This window comes from Niallia oryzisoli (assembly GCF_036670025.1).
In the GTDB taxonomy this organism is placed as follows: Bacteria; Bacillota; Bacilli; order Bacillales; family Cytobacillaceae; genus Bacillus_BD; species Bacillus_BD oryzisoli.
The window spans coordinates 4,862,399-4,880,871 of record NZ_CP137640.1 but is presented as its reverse complement, the minus strand read 5'-3'; the positions used below and the strand labels follow the sequence as shown (position 1 = coordinate 4,880,871).

12 protein-coding genes and 2 pseudogenes are annotated in these 18,473 nt (G+C 35.6%); 12 read left to right on the top strand and 2 right to left on the bottom strand.

The window, feature by feature from the left end:
• The first annotated feature begins 71 nt into the window (after window positions 1-71).
• The 11 genes and pseudogenes from R4Z09_RS24470 to yunB all read left to right on the top strand — a co-directional run bounded on the left by R4Z09_RS24470 (window position 72) and on the right by yunB (window position 15,197).
• Window positions 72-908: pseudogene (locus R4Z09_RS24470) on the top strand (tyrosine-type recombinase/integrase).
• A 212-nt stretch (window positions 909-1,120) separates the two neighbouring features.
• The gene (locus R4Z09_RS24465; protein ID WP_338449305.1) at window positions 1,121-1,330 is read left to right on the top strand and encodes a helix-turn-helix transcriptional regulator; all 210 of its coding nucleotides are present in this window, start codon (window positions 1,121-1,123) and stop codon (window positions 1,328-1,330) included.
• Window positions 1,331-1,651: 321 nt separating this feature from the next.
• Window positions 1,652-2,965 (top strand): hypothetical protein, encoded by a 1,314-nt coding sequence (locus R4Z09_RS24460; protein ID WP_338449304.1) that lies wholly within the window; start codon window positions 1,652-1,654, stop codon window positions 2,963-2,965.
• Window positions 2,966-3,481: 516 nt separating this feature from the next.
• Complete coding sequence (locus tag R4Z09_RS24455; RefSeq protein ID WP_338449303.1) at window positions 3,482-6,571, top strand: AAA domain-containing protein; 3,090 nt, start codon at window positions 3,482-3,484, stop codon at window positions 6,569-6,571.
• An 845-nt stretch (window positions 6,572-7,416) separates the two neighbouring features.
• Window positions 7,417-8,925 (top strand): PIN-like domain-containing protein, encoded by a 1,509-nt coding sequence (locus tag R4Z09_RS24450; RefSeq protein ID WP_338449302.1) that lies wholly within the window; start codon window positions 7,417-7,419, stop codon window positions 8,923-8,925.
• 661 nt (window positions 8,926-9,586) lie between these two features.
• Window positions 9,587-10,408, top strand: coding sequence for a sulfite exporter TauE/SafE family protein (locus tag R4Z09_RS24445; RefSeq protein ID WP_338449301.1), 822 nt, complete (start codon window positions 9,587-9,589; stop codon window positions 10,406-10,408).
• Window positions 10,409-10,488: 80 nt separating this feature from the next.
• Window positions 10,489-11,865 carry a bifunctional UDP-sugar hydrolase/5'-nucleotidase gene (locus R4Z09_RS24440; RefSeq protein ID WP_338449300.1) on the top strand — a complete coding sequence of 459 codons (1,377 nt, stop codon included), beginning with the start codon at window positions 10,489-10,491 and terminating at the stop codon, window positions 11,863-11,865.
• 61 nt (window positions 11,866-11,926) lie between these two features.
• Window positions 11,927-12,229 carry a YunC family protein gene (locus R4Z09_RS24435; protein WP_338453346.1) on the top strand — a complete coding sequence of 101 codons (303 nt, stop codon included), beginning with the start codon at window positions 11,927-11,929 and terminating at the stop codon, window positions 12,227-12,229.
• 203 nt (window positions 12,230-12,432) lie between these two features.
• Window positions 12,433-13,613: pseudogene (tnpB, locus tag R4Z09_RS24425) on the top strand (IS200/IS605 family element RNA-guided endonuclease TnpB).
• 93 nt (window positions 13,614-13,706) lie between these two features.
• Entirely contained in the window at window positions 13,707-14,357 is a 651-nt protein-coding gene (locus R4Z09_RS24420; RefSeq protein ID WP_338453345.1) for an HD-GYP domain-containing protein, read from the top strand.
• A gap of 84 nt (window positions 14,358-14,441) precedes the next feature.
• Window positions 14,442-15,197 (top strand): sporulation protein YunB, encoded by a 756-nt coding sequence (gene yunB / locus R4Z09_RS24415; RefSeq protein ID WP_338449297.1) that lies wholly within the window; start codon window positions 14,442-14,444, stop codon window positions 15,195-15,197.
• Between the two features lie 189 nt (window positions 15,198-15,386).
• Here the strand turns inward: yunB and R4Z09_RS24410 are convergent, their stop codons facing one another.
• Window positions 15,387-16,379, bottom strand: a complete 993-nt coding sequence (locus R4Z09_RS24410; protein WP_338449296.1) for a M23 family metallopeptidase — start codon at window positions 16,377-16,379, stop codon at window positions 15,387-15,389.
• A 259-nt stretch (window positions 16,380-16,638) separates the two neighbouring features.
• Between R4Z09_RS24410 and lipA the strand changes: the two genes are divergently transcribed.
• Window positions 16,639-17,556 (top strand): lipoyl synthase, encoded by a 918-nt coding sequence (lipA, locus tag R4Z09_RS24405; protein ID WP_338449295.1) that lies wholly within the window; start codon window positions 16,639-16,641, stop codon window positions 17,554-17,556.
• A gap of 57 nt (window positions 17,557-17,613) precedes the next feature.
• Here the strand turns inward: lipA and R4Z09_RS24400 are convergent, their stop codons facing one another.
• Complete coding sequence (locus R4Z09_RS24400; RefSeq protein WP_338449294.1) at window positions 17,614-18,252, bottom strand: YhcN/YlaJ family sporulation lipoprotein; 639 nt, start codon at window positions 18,250-18,252, stop codon at window positions 17,614-17,616.
• Window positions 18,253-18,473: the final 221 nt, after the last annotated feature.

Below are 18,473 nucleotides of genomic sequence, written 5' to 3'. Positions count from 1 at the left end.
TAAAAAAGGCTATCCTTGAACATAATAGTGTCTAGATTAATTGATTTATAACATAGGAGAGTGAAAGAATAATGTTATTATCAGAAGCTTGGAAAAAGTATCAACTAGATAAAAAAATTGAGGGATATTCCCCACTAACATTAAAAACTTATTGTTTTCAATATAATCTCTTATTACGATTTTTTGGTGATATTGATATGAATGAACTTACTACTGAGAAATTAAAAGAGTACCTAATTCAGGCAGGAGAACACTTAAAGCCTTCGAGTCTATAGGGTTCGTTGTATTAAATCCCTATTCAAATGGACACATGAAGAAGGATTTATTGCTAAAAACCCTGCTGCTAAATTAAAAGAGCCGAAATTAGGCAAAAGAATTCCAAAATTCCTATCAGAACTAGAGATTGAGCATCTTAGGGAAGCCTGTCATACTTCGATGGAGAATGCGTTATTCGAATTTATGTATTCTACTGGCTGCCGTATTGGGGAAGTTGTAAAATTAAATCGTGATGATATTAATTTCGCAATGAATTCAGTTATTGTACGTGGGAAAGGTGATAAAGAAAGGGAAGTGTACTTTAATACCCGTTGTCTATTTGTTTAAAAAGGTATCTAGATGAGCAAAATGATGAAGATTCCTGTTTGTTTATTACGGAAAGAAGGCCATATAGGCGTATGAGCATTGATAATCTGAGATTTATTATCAAACGTATATCGAATCGTGCTGGGATAAAAAAGAGTATACATCCTCATCAATTACGACACAGCTATGCTACACATATGATTAATAACGGTGCGCCACTTGAAGTGATCCAGAGCTTGCTTGGTCATGAGAAGAGTGAAACCACAAAAATATATGCTCAGCTAAGTGGAAAGTTGAGACGCGATTTTTATAGTAAATATTTTTGAAAGTTATTTAAATTAAACTTTAGTTGAAATCGAGGCACGCATATAAAAATACGTGTCTTTTTATTATCGGGCCATTTAACGGAATAAAAGTCTCAAACAACATTGAATTAATGTTTCGGATAATAATTGGAAAAAATCTGCTTTTTATGTAATATATATATTGAATTATGTAATATATATATTACTATAATATCAAGAGGTGATAAAGATACGTGGTTAATAAAGTTAAAATAACTCGTATTCAAATGGGTTTAACTCAACAACAATTGGCCGAACAAATAGGTGTCACACGTCAGACAATTAGTTTGATTGAAAAGGGAAAATACAATCCAACTTTAAATCTATGTTTAGATTTATGTTATGCACTTAATAAAACCTTAGATGAATTATTTTGGATTGAGAGGAAAATTACCGAGGGATGAAATTTTTAAAAAAATAAAGGATGAAAGGTTACTTCTTTGCAGTTAAAGAATATTCGTATAGCCTTTTTCTTTCAAAATCTATGTATCATTACTTTATTGATTTATTACGGAATAAAAGATAGGATGGGCAACGTCACACAAAACTCATTATGGCTAATATGGATTGTTACGGGTGTTTTATTGAGTTTTCTACAAATGGGAATTTGAGTGGATATAGAATCTGAAAAGATAGAACTGTAAGAAATTTAGTGGATACAGATAACAGTTTACAATATCAATAAAAAGTTTATCTGACCAAAATTGAAGTGAGGATGATTAACTATGGGACAAGTTTTTATTGATGAAAAGGGACCACAGGAAACGATTAGAATTTCAAGAAACTACAGTGATGATAGAAGAATAAATCTTGGTGATGATTTAATGCGATCTTATGTTGCTGATGTACTTTATATCCCTGAAAGTTCTCTAAAAGATATTATCAAAAAGTATTCTGAACTTGTTGTAGATTATAGAGAAGAACAAAAAAATAAAGTCGAAAAGGAACTAAAAGGAATTGATATTCTACAGGGGAATTTCAAATATGGCATTGCGAGTATAAAGAAAGTTAATGGTGATTTCTATCTTAAGTTATTTGATATCCTGCTAGAGGCAGACGTTTCTAACTTACTTTTTTCAGTAAATAAAATGTCAATGGTTGTTGATGCCAGACTAACACAATGGATTCTAAAACTTGAAGCTAAAAGATTTATTAAATCCGCCATATTATTGAAATACAGTCTCACAAAATATTGTGAATTAGAAGCATCAGAAGAGGTCATTAGAAATCTTTTCGATCCACACAAAAAAGTCAATGAAATATTGTATTCTATTCAAAATGATTTGAAAGAATTCGTAGCAAAGCACAAAAATAACACTAGAATGAAATATCAATTAGAAGATTACAAAAATATGATAACAATAATTGGAAAGGGGAAACACTTAGCTGATAATTTAGTGTTTGAAAAAGTATCATTTGATTGGGATAAGGTGAGCTTCGATGTTGACTTATGGTTGTCCGAGAACAAGTTAAAAGATATATGGCAACCTGAGCAGTCAACGTTAATTCTTGACCAAGGTATACCTTCTAAGCCATTTGAAAAGATTGGATTTGGGAAAGTGCTGGTAGATCAGGATTCTAAAGATTTCGTTGGATTACAATTAGCAGATATGCTGGTAGTAATAACTGGTAGTTACATTTCTAAACTTGTATCTGCAATTCGTTATGATAAAGCAGAACCAGAAAAGCCTAAACATCTTGATAAAGAGTGGTTTGATCTAGAAGAGCATCAGTTTGACCTAATTTTAAAAATGACACAGTTCTTTTTTGGAAATGACAATACTTACAGTTTCATAGGGGATAGTTATTTTGACGAAACTCTCCTTTTTGAAATATTTTGTAGGTATATAAGTTCATTTAGTAGTTATGAGAATTATCATAAAAAGTCTAGTAATTTACATGTTAAAGATATGTTTAAGTATTATATTGCTGCTTCAAAAGAAAAATGGAGCTTAGGTGTACAAAATGAGTTTTTAGCAAGGAATATTTACGGGGATTATATTACTGGAATTAAAGAGGGGGTAATACGGAGGTTATAATATGTGCGGTTTCTAAGCTCCTTTTTATTATTCCCACTCCATATCGTCTGCAAATAATTAGAGGTTATTTGACTGCAATTTGGTGATTATTTAGGGCAATAAATTTTTAAAAAGGCACTTGCACCAATCCTACCGCAGATTTTGTACGACATATGAAAGAGGTAGTAGAAAAAGTAAAGCCATCTAAAGAAACGGAGGAAAAATAATGAAAGCAATTGAAATGATATTCAAAATAGAGATTGAGGTGAAGTAAAGGTGCTTTACTTCAGTTACGATATTCAGCAATCGGGCTAGATTATTGAAGAATGGATTGTACCTATATTATGAACAGTTTAATATTAATCACGGTGAACCGTATCATAAATAAGTGAGGTTTTAAAAAGAACCATCTAAAATGTTTGAATTATGCGTTTCAGGTGGTTTTTGATATTGATTTAAAAGGGATTTACCCTGTATTAACGAAATATATAAAGAATTATATAAAGTTTTAATATGTATGATAATGGGAGATAGAACATGAATAAAAGGGAAGATATTTTAAATGCATGGATTACAATAGAGCAGTTATCGGAAGGTTCAATTAATAAAAAAGACAAATTATTAAAGTCGTTACATACTATTGAAGAGAATTGGCAGAAGTTTTTTTTTGATTTTTTAACTAATCAAAAGGAACAAAAAAATATTTCAGATAAGGTCTTTAAAAAGTCGGGCATAGTATTATATTTTGGTATTTTCAATTTCCAAGAAATTATTGATATATTGAGAGAGAGATACAAGATTGCTAAAACTTATGAAGAAGTCAGTAAATCTGAAAAATTTACCTTTGCTTTATATTTTGATAATCAACTAAATATTATAGCCGATAAATTGTTTTTAACAATGAGCGGTTATATTCGTGAACATGGTAATTTACCCGAAGATTTTTTAAAAGTTGAAACTTCATTTAGAGAAGATTTAAACCGAAAATTTGATGAGGATTTTAATAAGACAATTTCTGAACTTTTACAAAAGTATAATGTTTCAGTAGATAACTTTCGCTATACATTCGTGCGAAATTTGGATAATGACGATATAAATCTACATTCTTTCTTTATTGAAGATCTAAAAATAGCAAAGATAATTAATAGTGAAAATTTAAATCGATATTTTAATGGGTTTTCTGGATATAGGAAAAATCTAGACAGCAATAAAGAATCAGAACATTTTAACGTACATATTTTCGAGGAAATTGCTTTAAAACCAAAATTTTATCCGTTAGGACGTTTCCCAACTAACCCTGCTTATGCACTCTCATTAATGCAACAGGTTGCGGTAAATCTAGCTTTAAACGACGAAAATGATATTCGTAGTGTCAACGGTCCACCAGGAACAGGTAAAACAACATTGTTGAAGGATATTTTTGCTGATTTAGTAGTACAACAGGCATTGGAAATTCCGAAACTTTCTAACAAAAGTATTCAAGGGAGTCTGGTTTATTGGCAAAATGCTAAACTTGGCGTTTTACCACAATCTATTTCAGATAAAAATATTATTGTGGCAAGTTCAAATAATGGGGCAGTCCAAAACATTGTTAAGGAGTTACCAAAGAAAAAAGAGATTGCTAAAGATTTTCAAAATCAATTAGGGGAAGCGAATTATTTCAAAGATATTTCTAATTCCCAATTAACTGGTGAAGGATTCGGAAAAAATCGTAACATTAAAAGTGAACTGTTAAATGAGGAAAATTGGGGTGTTTTTTCGTTAGAAGGTGGAACGTCAAGCAATATTAATAAATTACTTCTAAATATTGAAGCAATTGAAAAAGATTTAGAAGAAAATTATCAATCGAATACTGATGTATATCAGGAATTCTCACGTCTTTATAATGGATTGAAAATTGAAAGAGACAAAGTAGAAGAATATAGTCAAAAAATATATTATCTACGCAAACTAAAAGTCAAACATAAAGAGCAAGTTAATGAATTTGAAAAAGAAAAAAAGGAAAAACGAACTGATTTGATTAGACAGGAAAAAGAAGCTAAAGCTGAAATTGAAAGACTGAGACAAGAAAGCATAAATCTTCAAAAAGATTTATCGAATGCTTCTATTGAACTTAAAAATTTAACTAATGAACAAGTTCAAGCTGAAAGAAATTTTAATGTAGTTACTTCACAAAAGCCGAGTTTTTTATGGCTTCAGAAAATATTTAATAAATCAAAAGTTGAACAGTATTTCAGGAATCTCAATAGCGCGAATGATCACTTAAATTATCTTTCTCAACAAAAAAGTAAATTGTTGAAAGACTGTAGGCAATTTGAAAATGAGCTAAAGGGAATTGCTGATAAAAGTGAGTTTATTCAAAAACAAATGCAGGACAGAAAATCTGCCTTCGAACGATGGATGACTACTAAGAATAATAATTCGAAAAAATTAGAAAAAGAAATCGAGTCATTGGAAAAAATCAAGTCACAAAGAGGCATAGAGGAAATAGATTTTTCACTATCATATGAAGAACTTCAAAAGTCTAATCCTTGGTTTACAAAGGAGTTCCGTATTTTACAATCAGAATTATTTATTTCAGCTTTAAAAGTTAGAAAGCAATTCCTCTATGAAAACATAAAAAATTTAAAAGCGGCAAGGATTATTTGGAATAAACAATCTGATTACATTGCGAAAGAGAATGGTCATCAGTTAATTTCAGAATCATGGCAATGGCTGAATTTTACTGTTCCTGTTATCAGCACCACTTTTGCTAGTTTTGGTCGAATGTTTAAAAACCTTAAAGAAAATTCAATAGGCAATCTATTCATAGACGAGGCTGGTCAAGCATTACCACAGGCTAGTGTTGGGGCAATTTTTAGAAGTAAAAAAGTTATGGTTGTTGGGGATCCCTCACAAATAAGACCAGTATTAACCTTAGATTCGAATGTTCTAACCTTAATTGGAAGACATTATAAAGTAGACGAAAAATTTGTCTCTGCTGATGCGTCTACTCAAACAATTGTAGATGCTGCCAGTCAGTATGGGTTCCAAAAAAATGATGATGAATGGATTGGTATACCACTTTGGGTACACAGACGTTCGAACTATCCGATGTTCACAATTTCAAATGAAATATCTTATGATGGTTTAATGGTACAAGGCAAAAAAGAAGATGAGGCGCAAGGGAAATCACAGTGGTTAGATTCTGTTGGACAGGCAAATGATAAATATGTTAAAGAACAAGCTGACTTACTGAAAAGTCTAATTGCTAAACGGTTACAAGAAGATCCAGATTTAGCGAATGAAATCTATGTTATATCTCCATTTAGAAATGTGGCTTATAAAATGGCACGAGTTTTAGATGAAATTAACTTTACTAAACGACAAGACGGTAAAACAACAAATGTTGGAACTGTTCATACTTTTCAAGGAAAAGAAGCGAAAATTGTCTATTTTGTCCTTGGAGCAGACTCTAATAGCAGTGGGGCAGCAAGATGGGCTGTTTCTGATCCAAATATAATGAATGTTGCGGCTACACGAGCTAAAGAAGAATTTTATATTATTGGCGATAAGAAATTGTATGCATCACTTGGTAGTGAAGTGGCGAATAAAACTATTTCCATTATTAACGACTATAATAAGTGATTACAGCCATCAAATTGACCCAGTTGTGCCATCTTTTTGATCCAACTGTGACAAGAAAATGATCCATTTGAAACAAAGGTGATCCAATCCACAGTGAAATATGCTTTCTTAACCACAGCTTTAGCTGCTTGCAAGTCTCAAGTACGGTGTGAAGTGGGGGAAAAGCTGGCGATAATTTCAAAAGCTTACCTATCACTATAATAATTAAAAGATCAATTGAAGTTCTTCTAAAGTTTTCGATCTTCAGCAATCGGGCGCAATTGTTGAAAGATAACCAACAAAAGATGCTCTTCGTAAGTAGATGGCATAACTTTTATTGTGACCACATTTTGACCACGAAACATATATAAGGGTATAATATCCATTTTTCATTTAATGCAAAAAAGCCTTATAAATTAAGGCTTTTCGCAAATGATTTTAATTCTAGTTTCTTCCTATTATATTTGAATATAAAAGAACGTAAAAAATACAGTCTTAAAGGCGCTCGTCGTGCACCTTAGTTCTCAAAATGTTAAGATATCAGCGTTTCAAGGCCCTTTTCACTTTTGTGGAAATGGTCTTTTTTATGATTATAAAATGCTTTTTACCTCATAAAAAAGCTTTGTATCAACAAGAGGCACCTTGACTTTTTTGAAAATTCTACACATCATTTCTTAAAGTTAATTGTTAATATTTAGAAGGCCCTTAATCGTCGCAGTTAGGGGCCTTTTATTATAATTTAACTGAATCTTACCAAATCTTTAGTCAAATATAGGTTAATCTTTTATACAGTGTGTATTATAATTGGAATATCATACCATTGGTATTTTTTGTTAATTTAATACATAAAAGAGAGGTTGGTTTTCATGAGCTATATATTCCCGTTTGAAGAATTTAAAGAGTTATGGGAGTCCTCACCGTTAGTAATTATAGACACTAATGGTTTTTTAAATTTGTACAGGTATTCAACAGAAACGACAAATCAAATTCTAAATATTTTAGATACAGTTCCAAAAGAACAGTTTTGGTTACCGGCACAGGTTATTAAAGAGTTTAAAAAAAATCGCCACGATGTCATTACTAGGGAATACAATAAGTATAAAGAAGTTACTAAAGAAGTTGAAAGAATAATGCTTGTTACGAAAAATGATATTGATAAACAGTTTAGCAAATTTAACAAGTTTAGGTTTCCAAAGGTCAATGATTTTGAAGCGAAGATTCATGTAGCAATTGAATCAATTAAAGAAGAGTCAAAAAACTATAAAGAAGAGATCAAGGAAGAAGTTAAACAAAATGAAAAAATGCTCCGTGATGATAAAGTTAAGGAGTTTATAGACGAACTTATAAGTAGTGAAAGAGTGGGTGAACCTTTTAACTTCACTCAATTGCTACAAATATATTCAGAAGGTGAACAAAGATATCAATACAAGATGCCACCAGGTTATATGGATATAGAGAAAGACAAAAAAGATAACACTAAAAGGGAGAAGTTTGGAGATTTAATCTTATGGAAACAGCTATTAGAACAATCTAAGAAAAATAATAATGGAATAATTTTCATTACTAATGATGAAAAAGAAGACTGGTGGGTATTAGATAAAAATGATATACCCTTGAGACCTCGTGAGGAATTATTTGTTGAATTTGATGAATATAGTGATCAACCGTTGGTAATTATGAATTTAACTAATTTTATCAACCATGTTTCAATTATTAATAATATGGTTGACCATACTACTCATCTAGAGATGAATGCTGATGAAATAAGTGAAGAATTGATTGCTCATAAAAGTTGGGAAGAGATACTTGATGATAAAGGTGATTTAACAAGTTACCTAATACATAGTGGTGATTTACAGGATTTTGTATCAAACCCAATTGCAGATGTGGAAATAACGGAATATTTTCCACCAGAAATAGATATTGAATCTGTTGAAGTTAGTGAAAATCAGGTTATTATTGAAGGTACTTTTAATACACGTGTTGGACTAAATATTACTGAATCTATCTCCAGGAATTATTCTAAGGAAGTTTTTGCTCCGGATGTTCTTATTAGTGGTTATATAAGTTTTGAATTTGATGTAGATTTTGAGAAGGATGAAGATTTTATTATGACTGATACACTAAATATTGTAGCTAGTGGTTTTGAGGTATTAGAATGCGATCTCCCATATGAAGAATTTGATGAAGAATTTGATGAGCGTTGTATTCGTTGCGGCAACCCCAATGTTTCTTATTTTACAAACAATGGTGATAATGTCTGTGAGAAATGCAGTATTCATTATGAAATTTGTCCAGAATGCGGTAAGCTGTTTGAACAGGGAACCTTGGGTGGAGCTTTCTGCAGACCTTGTGAATTAGAACGAAGAGATTAATATTTATTAATAAATTAGTTACCAGGTTTTATTCAATATAAAGATCTATAATTCAATTCACATTGATAAAAGTGGAGTAACAAAAGGGTAACGCAACCCTATGTTACTCCATTAAATTGAGTTAAAGATGTTACATTAAAAGTCATAAAAAAATGCATAATAATGCGGGTTAGTTAGCATGTATTAACTTACGTTAAACATGTTACAAATTAGTGGAAATATGGGCTGCATGATGTAATATAGAAAAGTACTCTAAAACCCTTGTTACATGTGCTTTTGCACGGCAACCTTCGTGTCGAGGTTCATGCCGATTTCGTGCCGAAATAATTTTATTTTGCATTTTAATATATTTTAAAAAACAGTGAAACCCTTGATATAAAGCCATTTCTTTATTAACTATTTCAAGCTATTTTAAGCACAATTAATCAAGTTCGAAATGGAAGGTTCTATCGGCTAATATTTACCTTTATGTTAAAATCGTCTGCCATAGCGGCAGGCGATTTTCATTATCAAGAAGTCTATAAGCGGGATCGTTTTGAGTTCCCATCCTCCACCATAATCTGCTTCATTTACATTTGCTCCTTAATTAGCTATCCTTAAGTCGTAAAGTATAAGGCAGTAACTATTTTACGGCTGGGCTGCCAAAATAGAAGGTGAACGTATGGAGTTTATTATCCTTGTGATACTTGGATATTTAGCAGGTACAATTGGAAGTCTTGTTGGTCTTGGCGGGGGAATTATTATTGTTCCTGCTTTATTGTTTTTAGGCGGGTCAACAACACTGATCGGTGATGTTTCGCCGCAGGTTGCTGCAGGTACCTCACTTTTGGTGATTATTTTTACTGGCCTGTCCTCGACGATTGCCTATTATAAGCAAAAAAGGGTCGATTATAAAAGCGGGCTGATCTTTTTTATTGGAAGCGGCCCTGCTGGGATATTAGGAGCATGGGTCAATAAACAGTTAAATGTCGATACCTTTTCGATTTGGTTCGGCGTGTTTATGATATTTATGTCGTTTGTACTCATGTACAAGGATAAATTAAAGCCATTAAAAAGAAAATCGGAAAAAGGAATTTGGCGGACTTATACTGACGAAGAAGGGAATGAGCAATCCTATGGCTTTCGCCCGCTGATCGCCATTGCCATTTCAGTCGTTGTCGGTTTCCTTGGCGGCCTCTTAGGAATTGGCGGCGGTTCATTAATGGTTCCAGCCATGATACTGTTATTCTTTTTTCCACCTCATATCGCTGTGGCTACGTCCATGCTTTTATTATTTTTAACATCGATAACCAGTTCAGTGGCCCATATTGTGATGGGTAATATCAATTGGCTTTACGCTCTTGCCCTTATCCCAGGTGCTTGGTTCGGCGGTAAGGCCGGTGCGTTATTAAACAAAAATCTGCCGGGTAAAGCGATCGTAACGCTATTAAGAATTGTCCTCATAATTGTCGGGATCCGCTTAATTTTCAGCGGGCTTAATTAAAGGTGTTTTTAGGTCTTTTGTGCTAAGATGAAGAAAATGAGAAATATTATCCGATCACTTTAAAGGGGAAGGGAAGGTGATTGAATTTGGAAGTTATCCATATCTATCATATCAATGATTTACATAGCCATTTTGAGCATTGGCCGCGCATTCAACATTTTTTAGCAGAAAGAAGAAAATGGCATCGTGATGCGGGGGAAGAATGCTTTTTATTCGATATTGGGGATCATGCTGACAGGTCTCATCCTTTAACAGAAGCAACCCATGGGAAAGGGAATGTAGAGCTTTTAAATGAAGCTGGCTTTCATGCAGTTACAATTGGAAATAATGAGGGAATTACGTTTCCATTTGATGACTTGGATCATCTATATGATCAAAGGCAATTTGATGTTTTATTAGCCAATTTATTTTATAAAGACGGCCAGCGTCCAGGATGGCTTAAGGATCATGCCATTTATGAAACAAAGCAGGGTGTCAAAATCGGTCTGACCGGACTGACAGCCAATTATACTCATCTTTACGACCTTTTAGGCTGGCAGACACAGGACCCGTTCGAAGCGCTTAAGGAGCAAGTGACACTTCTAAAAGGAAAGACGGATATTTTGATTCTGCTTTCCCATTTAGGCATTCATGATGATGAACGGATCGGACAGGAATTCCCCGACATTGACGTTGTCATCGGTGGCCATACGCATCATATTCTTCATGAAGGGAAAATGGCAGAAAACACACTTCTTACTTGTGCAGGTAAGTACGGTATGTATGTCGGCCATATTCGCTTAACGGTCGACACTGCAGGCCGTATTGTCGAGAAAAAAGCGTGGCTCTATGATACAAATGATCTGCCACCGATCGATGACGAAGAGGAAAAAGTGAATCAATTATACAATTGCGGGAAGGATATTCTTTCGGCTACTGTTGTCTCTTCACAAAGCAATGAAATTTCTAAAGAGGATCTTGCTATCCTGCTATGTAAAGCGATTCAAGATTGGTGCCAAGCGGACTGTGCTTTTATGAATGAGGGGTTAATTCTTGAAAGTTTACCAAGCGGAAAAATTACCAAATATGATTTACTGAAGCTTTGTCCTCATCCGATAAATCCGGCCGTCGTGGAGCTTTCGGGAGCAGAGCTGCGGGAAGTACTCGTTCAGACAATGGATGAAAAGTGGAAGAACCTGCAAATTTTCGGGCTTGGATTTCGCGGCAAAATAATGGGAAAAATCGTATACAGCGGAATTGATGTAAAAAAAGAAAATGATTATTACCGCTTTTCTATTCATGGATCATTCATTGATAGTGAGAAAATTTATAAGTTGGCCATTCCTGATATGTTTACCTTTGGCCGCTTTTTCCCATCCATTTTCCGTGCCAAAACTAAGCATTATTATTTACCTGAGTTTCTGCGCCACCTATTAGAGTGGAGGCTTGGCGAAACAGAAAAACAAACAGTTCATTAATACACGCTTTGTGCCTTTCCTACATAATTTATTAGTAGGAAAAGGAAAGGAGCATGTACAGATGATCGATGTTTCACCAATTGAAATATATGGACATACCTTTTTAAGTATTTCTGTTTCTTTACCGAAAACCAATCTGCTTGTGGTTACGAGTGATAAGGGATATATTATGTGCGGAGCTCTTGATGTCGCATTGTTAAATGATAAATTGAAAGACCGTAAAGTAATTGCCGGCAGAGCGGTTGGTGTTAAAACGATTGAACAGCTTCTGGAGGCCCCTTTAGAATCTGTCACATATGAAGCAGAAGCAATGGGGATTTATAAAGGGATGATTGGAAAAGAAGCTATGCTGAAAATGATATAGAAGGAGGGGAGTCATCGCGACTGCCCTTTTTTATTTTCATTAAAGTTCGTATATCAATCTCCTGACAGTAGACTCCCACCTGAAGGAACGAGAAGGGCGTAGCCGAGTGAGTAGGTGGGAGATGAATGTCGGTTGGTGATATCCAAAATCTACCACTTGTGATATAATGGGAACATATATTCGGTGTAAGGAGGTGAAATATAATGCTAGTAAATAAAGCATATAAGTTCCGTATCTTTCCAAATAAAAAACAGATTGAACTGATTAACAAAACAATAGGGTGCCCTCGATTTGTGTTTAACTTCTTTTTAGGTAAACAAAAAGACAAAGATGCCTTGCCTACTGGTATATCTGCGAAGAAATGGTACAAAACGGTCAACTCCCAGCAAATAACTGGAAGGGCAAATGTCTAAATAAATACGATACAGTAAAATCAATTCCAGAACTAAAAAAGCAATATTCCTTTTTAAAAGAAGTGGACAGTATAGCTTTGCAAAAATCAGTAGAAAATTTAGCTGACTCATATGATCGTTACTACAAAAAACAAAATAAATATCCACGATTTAAATCGAAAAAGAATCCTGTTCAATCTTATACGACAAAGCATACTAATGGAAATATATCTATTGAAGGCAGCTATATCAAGTTACCTAAACTTGGATTAGTTCGTTTTGCAAAAAGTCGTGAAATCAAAGGACGCATTTTAAATGCCACAATTCGACGTAATCCATCGGGTAAATACTTTGTTTCTTTAGGAACAGAAGCTGAGGTATCTGAGTTGCCAAAAACTGAATCAGTAATCGGCATAGATGTAGGATTAAGGGATTTTGCCATTCTGTCAAATGGAAAGACATACTCCAATTCTAAATTCTTTCGCATATTAGAAGATAAATTAGCTAAAGCGCAACGAATAATGAGCAGACGAACGATTGGGGGTGCAAATTGGTATAAAGCGAAAAAGAAGGTCGCCCGTATCCATGAGAAAATTACGGATGCGAGAAATGACTACTTACACAAAATATCTACCGAAATAGTCAATAACCACGACATTATCGGTATGGAAGATTTGTCTATAAGTAATATGCTAAAAAATCATCATCTTGCTAAAGCCATTAGTGAAGTGTCTTTGTCACAGTTCAAAACGATGATTGAGTACAAAGCCAAATGGTACGGAAAACAAATCGTAACTGTTGCGAAGAACTTTCCTTCCAGTCAATTATGTTCATGCTGTGGCTATCAAAATAAAGACGTTAAAAATCTCGGTTTGCGTGAGTGGAAATGTCCAAAATGCCATAACCAACACGATCGAGATATTAACGCAAGCTTAAATCTTAAAAATGAAGCTATAAGACTTCTAACCGTCGGTGCGACGGGGATAGCCTAATCAATAACTAACCGATAGGTTGGTGTTCTTAGGAATCTCCCGCTTCAAACAGACCGCAAGGTTGTTAAGCGGTGAGTAGTTCAATCTTTGGCAGTGGGGATGGAGCTGAAGCTGCCAACCGAGAAACTAGAAACGATCGGACTCGGAGCTCTCATGCATGATATTGGCAAAGTTTCTGTTCCAAAGGAAATACTCATGAAGCCTGGAAAGCTGAAAGATGAAGAATATGTGATTGTCAAAGAACATGCGCTTGAAGGCTTTGAATTATTACGTAACACGCACACAGTGCCGCTGCTTGTCTCCCATTGTGCTTTTCAACATCATGAGCGGCTCGATGGCTCCGGTTATCCGAGAGGTCTTAAGGGTGATGAAATCCATGATTACGCAAAAATTGTCACGGTAGCCGATGTGTTTGATGCTGTAACATCCCATCGTGTCTATCGCCAGGCAATGCTTCCACATGAAGGCTTAGAAATGCTGTATGCGGGATCTGATCGTCATTTCCAAGGTAAAATCGTGAAAGCTTTTCAACATTCCGTTGCAATCTATCCAGTGGGAATAACCGTTTCCTTGAATGATGGCAGAAAAGGGGTCGTCGTCAAACAGAATCAATCGCTGAATGACCGTCCGATTGTAAGAGTCCTTGAAGAGGACGGTTATCCTGTGGCGCCGTATGAAATTAATTTAGCAGAGAAACTTTCCTTAGTTGTGACAGATTGTGATACAACCTATAAAAGATCGTAAATAATTTTATCGCTTTTTAACTAAAATTATGCGTTAGTCCCTCTTTCTCTTGCATACATATAGCTTGTAGAGGGGGGAATTGTCTTGGCAAAGCTTTTTCGCAGACGGATACACAAAAAAGGGCCGTTGCCATTAAGATATGTACTATTGATAACGCTTGTGTTTTTCATCTGTTCAACCCTGGTCTGTCTATGGATCATTGATAAAGAATTAGAGCCGACGCTTATGAGTTATGCCAAGTCAGAATCAAGAAATATTGCCACATTAGTCATCAATAATGCAGTGGATAAGCAATTTGAAGAAGCTGAATCAGAAGATCTTTTTCGGACGATTCCCAATACAGACGGGTCCAATAATATTCAATTAGATACAGAAAAAATCATCCGAAAACAGACAGAAATTGTCAGTCTTATTCATGAAAATATCAAGGAAGCAGAAGAAGGGAATACAGATGTACTTAGTTCAATTACAGAAGTAGAAGTTGAAAAGAAAAAAACAAAGGATGCAAAAGGAATCAATTTCTCGATTCCATTAGGGCGGGCAACCGATAATGCTTTGCTTGGTAACTTAGGACCGGATATACCCGTTGAATTTTATGCTATTGGGGATGTCCAGTCAGATGTGAAAACGAAGATCGATGAGTTTGGCATCAACGGCGGTATTATCGAAATTTATATTGAAGTTCAAGTCAACATCGAGATCATCGTTCCCTTTTCCTCAGATGTAACAGTTGTAAAGCGAAATATCCCAATTGGTATGGGCGTATTTAGAGGAGACGTTCCACAATTTTTTAATGGCAATGGAAACAGCACTCCGGCAATTCAATTGCCGAAAGATTAAGGTGTCAAGCACCGCATATGGACAAATGGTAGCATTTTGTCTTTTTGCGATGCCTGACACCTTATTTTTTTGTCTAGCTCCAGCGCCTAGCCCATCTTGGGTCTACCCAATCCGTCAAGAAGGTTAAAGAACAACCTTCTTGACGGATTGGCTTATTACAGCCTTAAGGCTGATCAGGCGCTTCCGCTTTTATTTTTTTGCTCTTTGTCTTTCCTGTCTTTCCCAAAGTCTTAAGTGTGGATACGGGTCATAAGACCATTCCGTTCTTCCGTTATCCTTATACATCCCATAATGCAGATGTGGAGGGAATTTTCCGGATGTACCCGGAGGTCCGTAGCCGGAGCTGCCGACACTTCCAATCATTTGGCCTGGTTCAACCACCTGCCCGATATGTAAATCCTTGGCAAATCCATTTAAATGGGCAAAATAGTGGTAGTTATTATTAATATCACGAATACCGACGCGCCAGCCGCCATATTTATTCCAGCCTTTCATTTCGATAATTCCGTATGAAGTTGCACGCACTGGAACGCCGTAGCTTGCAAAGATATCGGTGCCTTCATGAATTCTTCTTCCTCCCCAGCCGCGTGCATCACCCCATGTGTTCTTGTAGCTATGGTTACTTCGAAGCGGGACAGGGAAGGCATGGGTTTCTAAATTCAGATGTCCAAAGTGTTTGTAGATTTTGGCTTTCCCGATAATAATACTAACTGATTTATCACGTTTGTAATAATCCCATAAAGCCAGCTTAATGTTATCGTGATCAGTGCCATAATTTAAAATATGGCGGGCAAAGGCATAAAGGACATCAGCATCGCTTTTTAGTGATGCTTTTTGATCCCCGTCTCCATCGGCGCCCATTCCGGCAAAAAATTCAATTGAAAGCGGGTTTTCATCCGTTCGATTTGGATTGGTTAATCCAACCCATACTTCCGGTGAAAAATAAATTCCTGTTAAACCTTCTGCTTTTGGTAAGTCCTTTCGGGATTGGCGGATATTTCTTTCATATTGGTCAACAGCAGCTAAATAATACCAGGGAATATTTGTAACATATTCTATTTTCTGATATAATTCCATTCTCCTGGCATAAAGGTCATTTTGCTCATTTTCAGCATTTGTCAGCAATGGTCTATTTACAAAAAATAGAATGAAGCAAATCGAACAGATTAAAGCCTGCCGCATACAAATCCTCCCTTCCATCTGCAAAAGATAAAGTATAATGTTTTTAGCATTCGTCTTCAGCACCTCAAGATTTATTGGCCACGCATGTACTTTTATCTGCCTTAATAGTTTGTGAGTACAGAGTGATTTCATAAATATAAATTTTTGGAAATAACAGCAGAGTTTTGAATGGTTGTCGTTTATTCCTTTCCTATGTTAAAGTTGAAAGGATAGCAATTACCCTGTTAATGTTATATTGCGATAGAAATGGAGTGACAGTATGTCCAACAAAAATGAAATACAACGTAAACCGGAGTGGTTGAAAATAAAATTAAATACAAATGAGCATTATACGGGTCTAAAAAAAATGATGCGGGAACATAATTTGCATACAGTATGTGAGGAAGCTCGTTGTCCAAATATCCATGAATGCTGGGCGCAGAGAAGAACAGCCACCTTTATGATTCTCGGTGATACATGTACGAGAGCCTGTCGTTTTTGTGCTGTTAAAACAGGACTTCCGACTGAATTGGATTGGAAAGAGCCGGAAAGAGTCGCTGATTCCGTTCAGCTGATGAATTTAAAGCATGTGGTTGTCACAGCTGTTGCACGTGACGATCTTAAGGATGGCGGTGCCGCTGTTTTTGCGGAAACGGTCCGTGCGATCAGAAGGAAAAATCCCTTAACTTCGATTGAAGTTTTGCCATCCGATATGGGAGGCGTGTATGAGAATCTAAAAACTTTAATGGATGCCAAGCCGGACATTCTCAATCATAATATCGAGACCGTGGAAAGACTATCACCAAGAGTAAGGGCAAGAGCAAAATATGAAAGGTCCTTAGAGTTTTTGCAGCGTGCAAAGGAGCTTCAGCCGGATACTCCGACGAAATCAAGCTTGATGGTAGGTCTGGGAGAAACAACAGAGGAAATCCTTGCTGTAATGGATGACCTGCGTGCCAATCATGTCGATATTATGACAATCGGCCAATACCTGCAGCCGACGAAAAAACATTTACCGGTTGAAAAATATTATCATCCAGATGAATTTAAAGAACTTAAAGAAATTGCGATGCAAAAGGGCTTCAGTCATTGTGAAGCAGGTCCGCTTGTTCGTTCCTCCTATCACGCAGATGAGCAAGTAAATGAAGCCGCAAAACAAAAGCATACATTGGGAGACCAGGAATTGAAAAATGCTTAAGAATGAAAAGAGTTCAGCTAAATCGGGCTGAACTCTTTTTTGTGTACTGCATCGTCATTACTCTTTTTCAACATTGGTCGATCGGTTACGGATGTCCATGACATCTCCATTCGCATTTTCCTCATCTTGAACAGGCTGGCCTTGCGGTGATTTTTTCATTTCTTTTATCAGCTTATCGATACCTGTTTCGGCATTTTTGCTGGTAGAATCAAGGTAGGAATAGCTTTCCATTGTTTTCCGTAAGTTAAAATTATCGCTGACATATACACGGTACCAGCGTGGAACGACAGACATGCCGGTTTTTTTAACTTGATCGGCGGTCAGATCTCGATCCTTTGTATCGCTATCATAAATGATAAGTACCTCTTCATCTGTCACAAGCGTAGCTGCATCTTGTACATTTGGAAGGTCTGTACAATACTTTGAAATCGTATCGGCTACTTTTTCACGGTCAATGTCTGTATAATGATTGTCAGACATTTGCTCGCCTAAAACGGGGCTTTTTTGATGACGTACATAGCCGAAGTGCTCACTTTTATTTCCGTTATTATGCTCCTTATATAATTCCCGGCGATCATCATTTACGTTAATCGTATTCCCGCTGTCCTTGTACGTTTCGTTTTTTGCCAGATCCTCTTGGCAGGCTGTCATAACAGTAAGACTACAAAGACCGACAATCAGCCATGATTTTTTCATTTTTTTATCCACCTCCATATCTATAGAGTGACCGTTGTACATACTTTTTCACATAGTAATTGTTGGCGATTTAGCTGACTGCTTGCACTTTTGCTGATTTTATGGCTAAATCTTCTTATAGCAATCCGTTCCAAGCATTGCAGTTACCCTAGCAAATCTGGAAAAATTTGCGGTTCTTGGAATGCGAACAAGAACGTATAGATATAAGGCTGTGTCGATTT

Bases quoted from the DNA above. Each gene is read 5' to 3' on its own strand.
- R4Z09_RS24445 (WP_338449301.1), top strand. From the start codon at position 9,587: ATGGAGTTTATTATCCTTGTGATACTTGGATATTTAGCAGGTACAATT.
- R4Z09_RS24450 (WP_338449302.1), top strand. From the start codon at position 7,417: ATGAGCTATATATTCCCGTTTGAAGAATTTAAAGAGTTATGGGAGTCC.
- lipA (WP_338449295.1), top strand. From the start codon at position 16,639: ATGTCCAACAAAAATGAAATACAACGTAAACCGGAGTGGTTGAAAATA.
- R4Z09_RS24435 (WP_338453346.1), top strand. From the start codon at position 11,927: ATGATCGATGTTTCACCAATTGAAATATATGGACATACCTTTTTAAGT.
- R4Z09_RS24460 (WP_338449304.1), top strand. From the start codon at position 1,652: ATGGGACAAGTTTTTATTGATGAAAAGGGACCACAGGAAACGATTAGA.
- R4Z09_RS24455 (WP_338449303.1), top strand. From the start codon at position 3,482: ATGAATAAAAGGGAAGATATTTTAAATGCATGGATTACAATAGAGCAG.
- R4Z09_RS24410 (WP_338449296.1), bottom strand. From the start codon at position 16,379: ATGCGGCAGGCTTTAATCTGTTCGATTTGCTTCATTCTATTTTTTGTA.
- R4Z09_RS24400 (WP_338449294.1), bottom strand. From the start codon at position 18,252: ATGAAAAAATCATGGCTGATTGTCGGTCTTTGTAGTCTTACTGTTATG.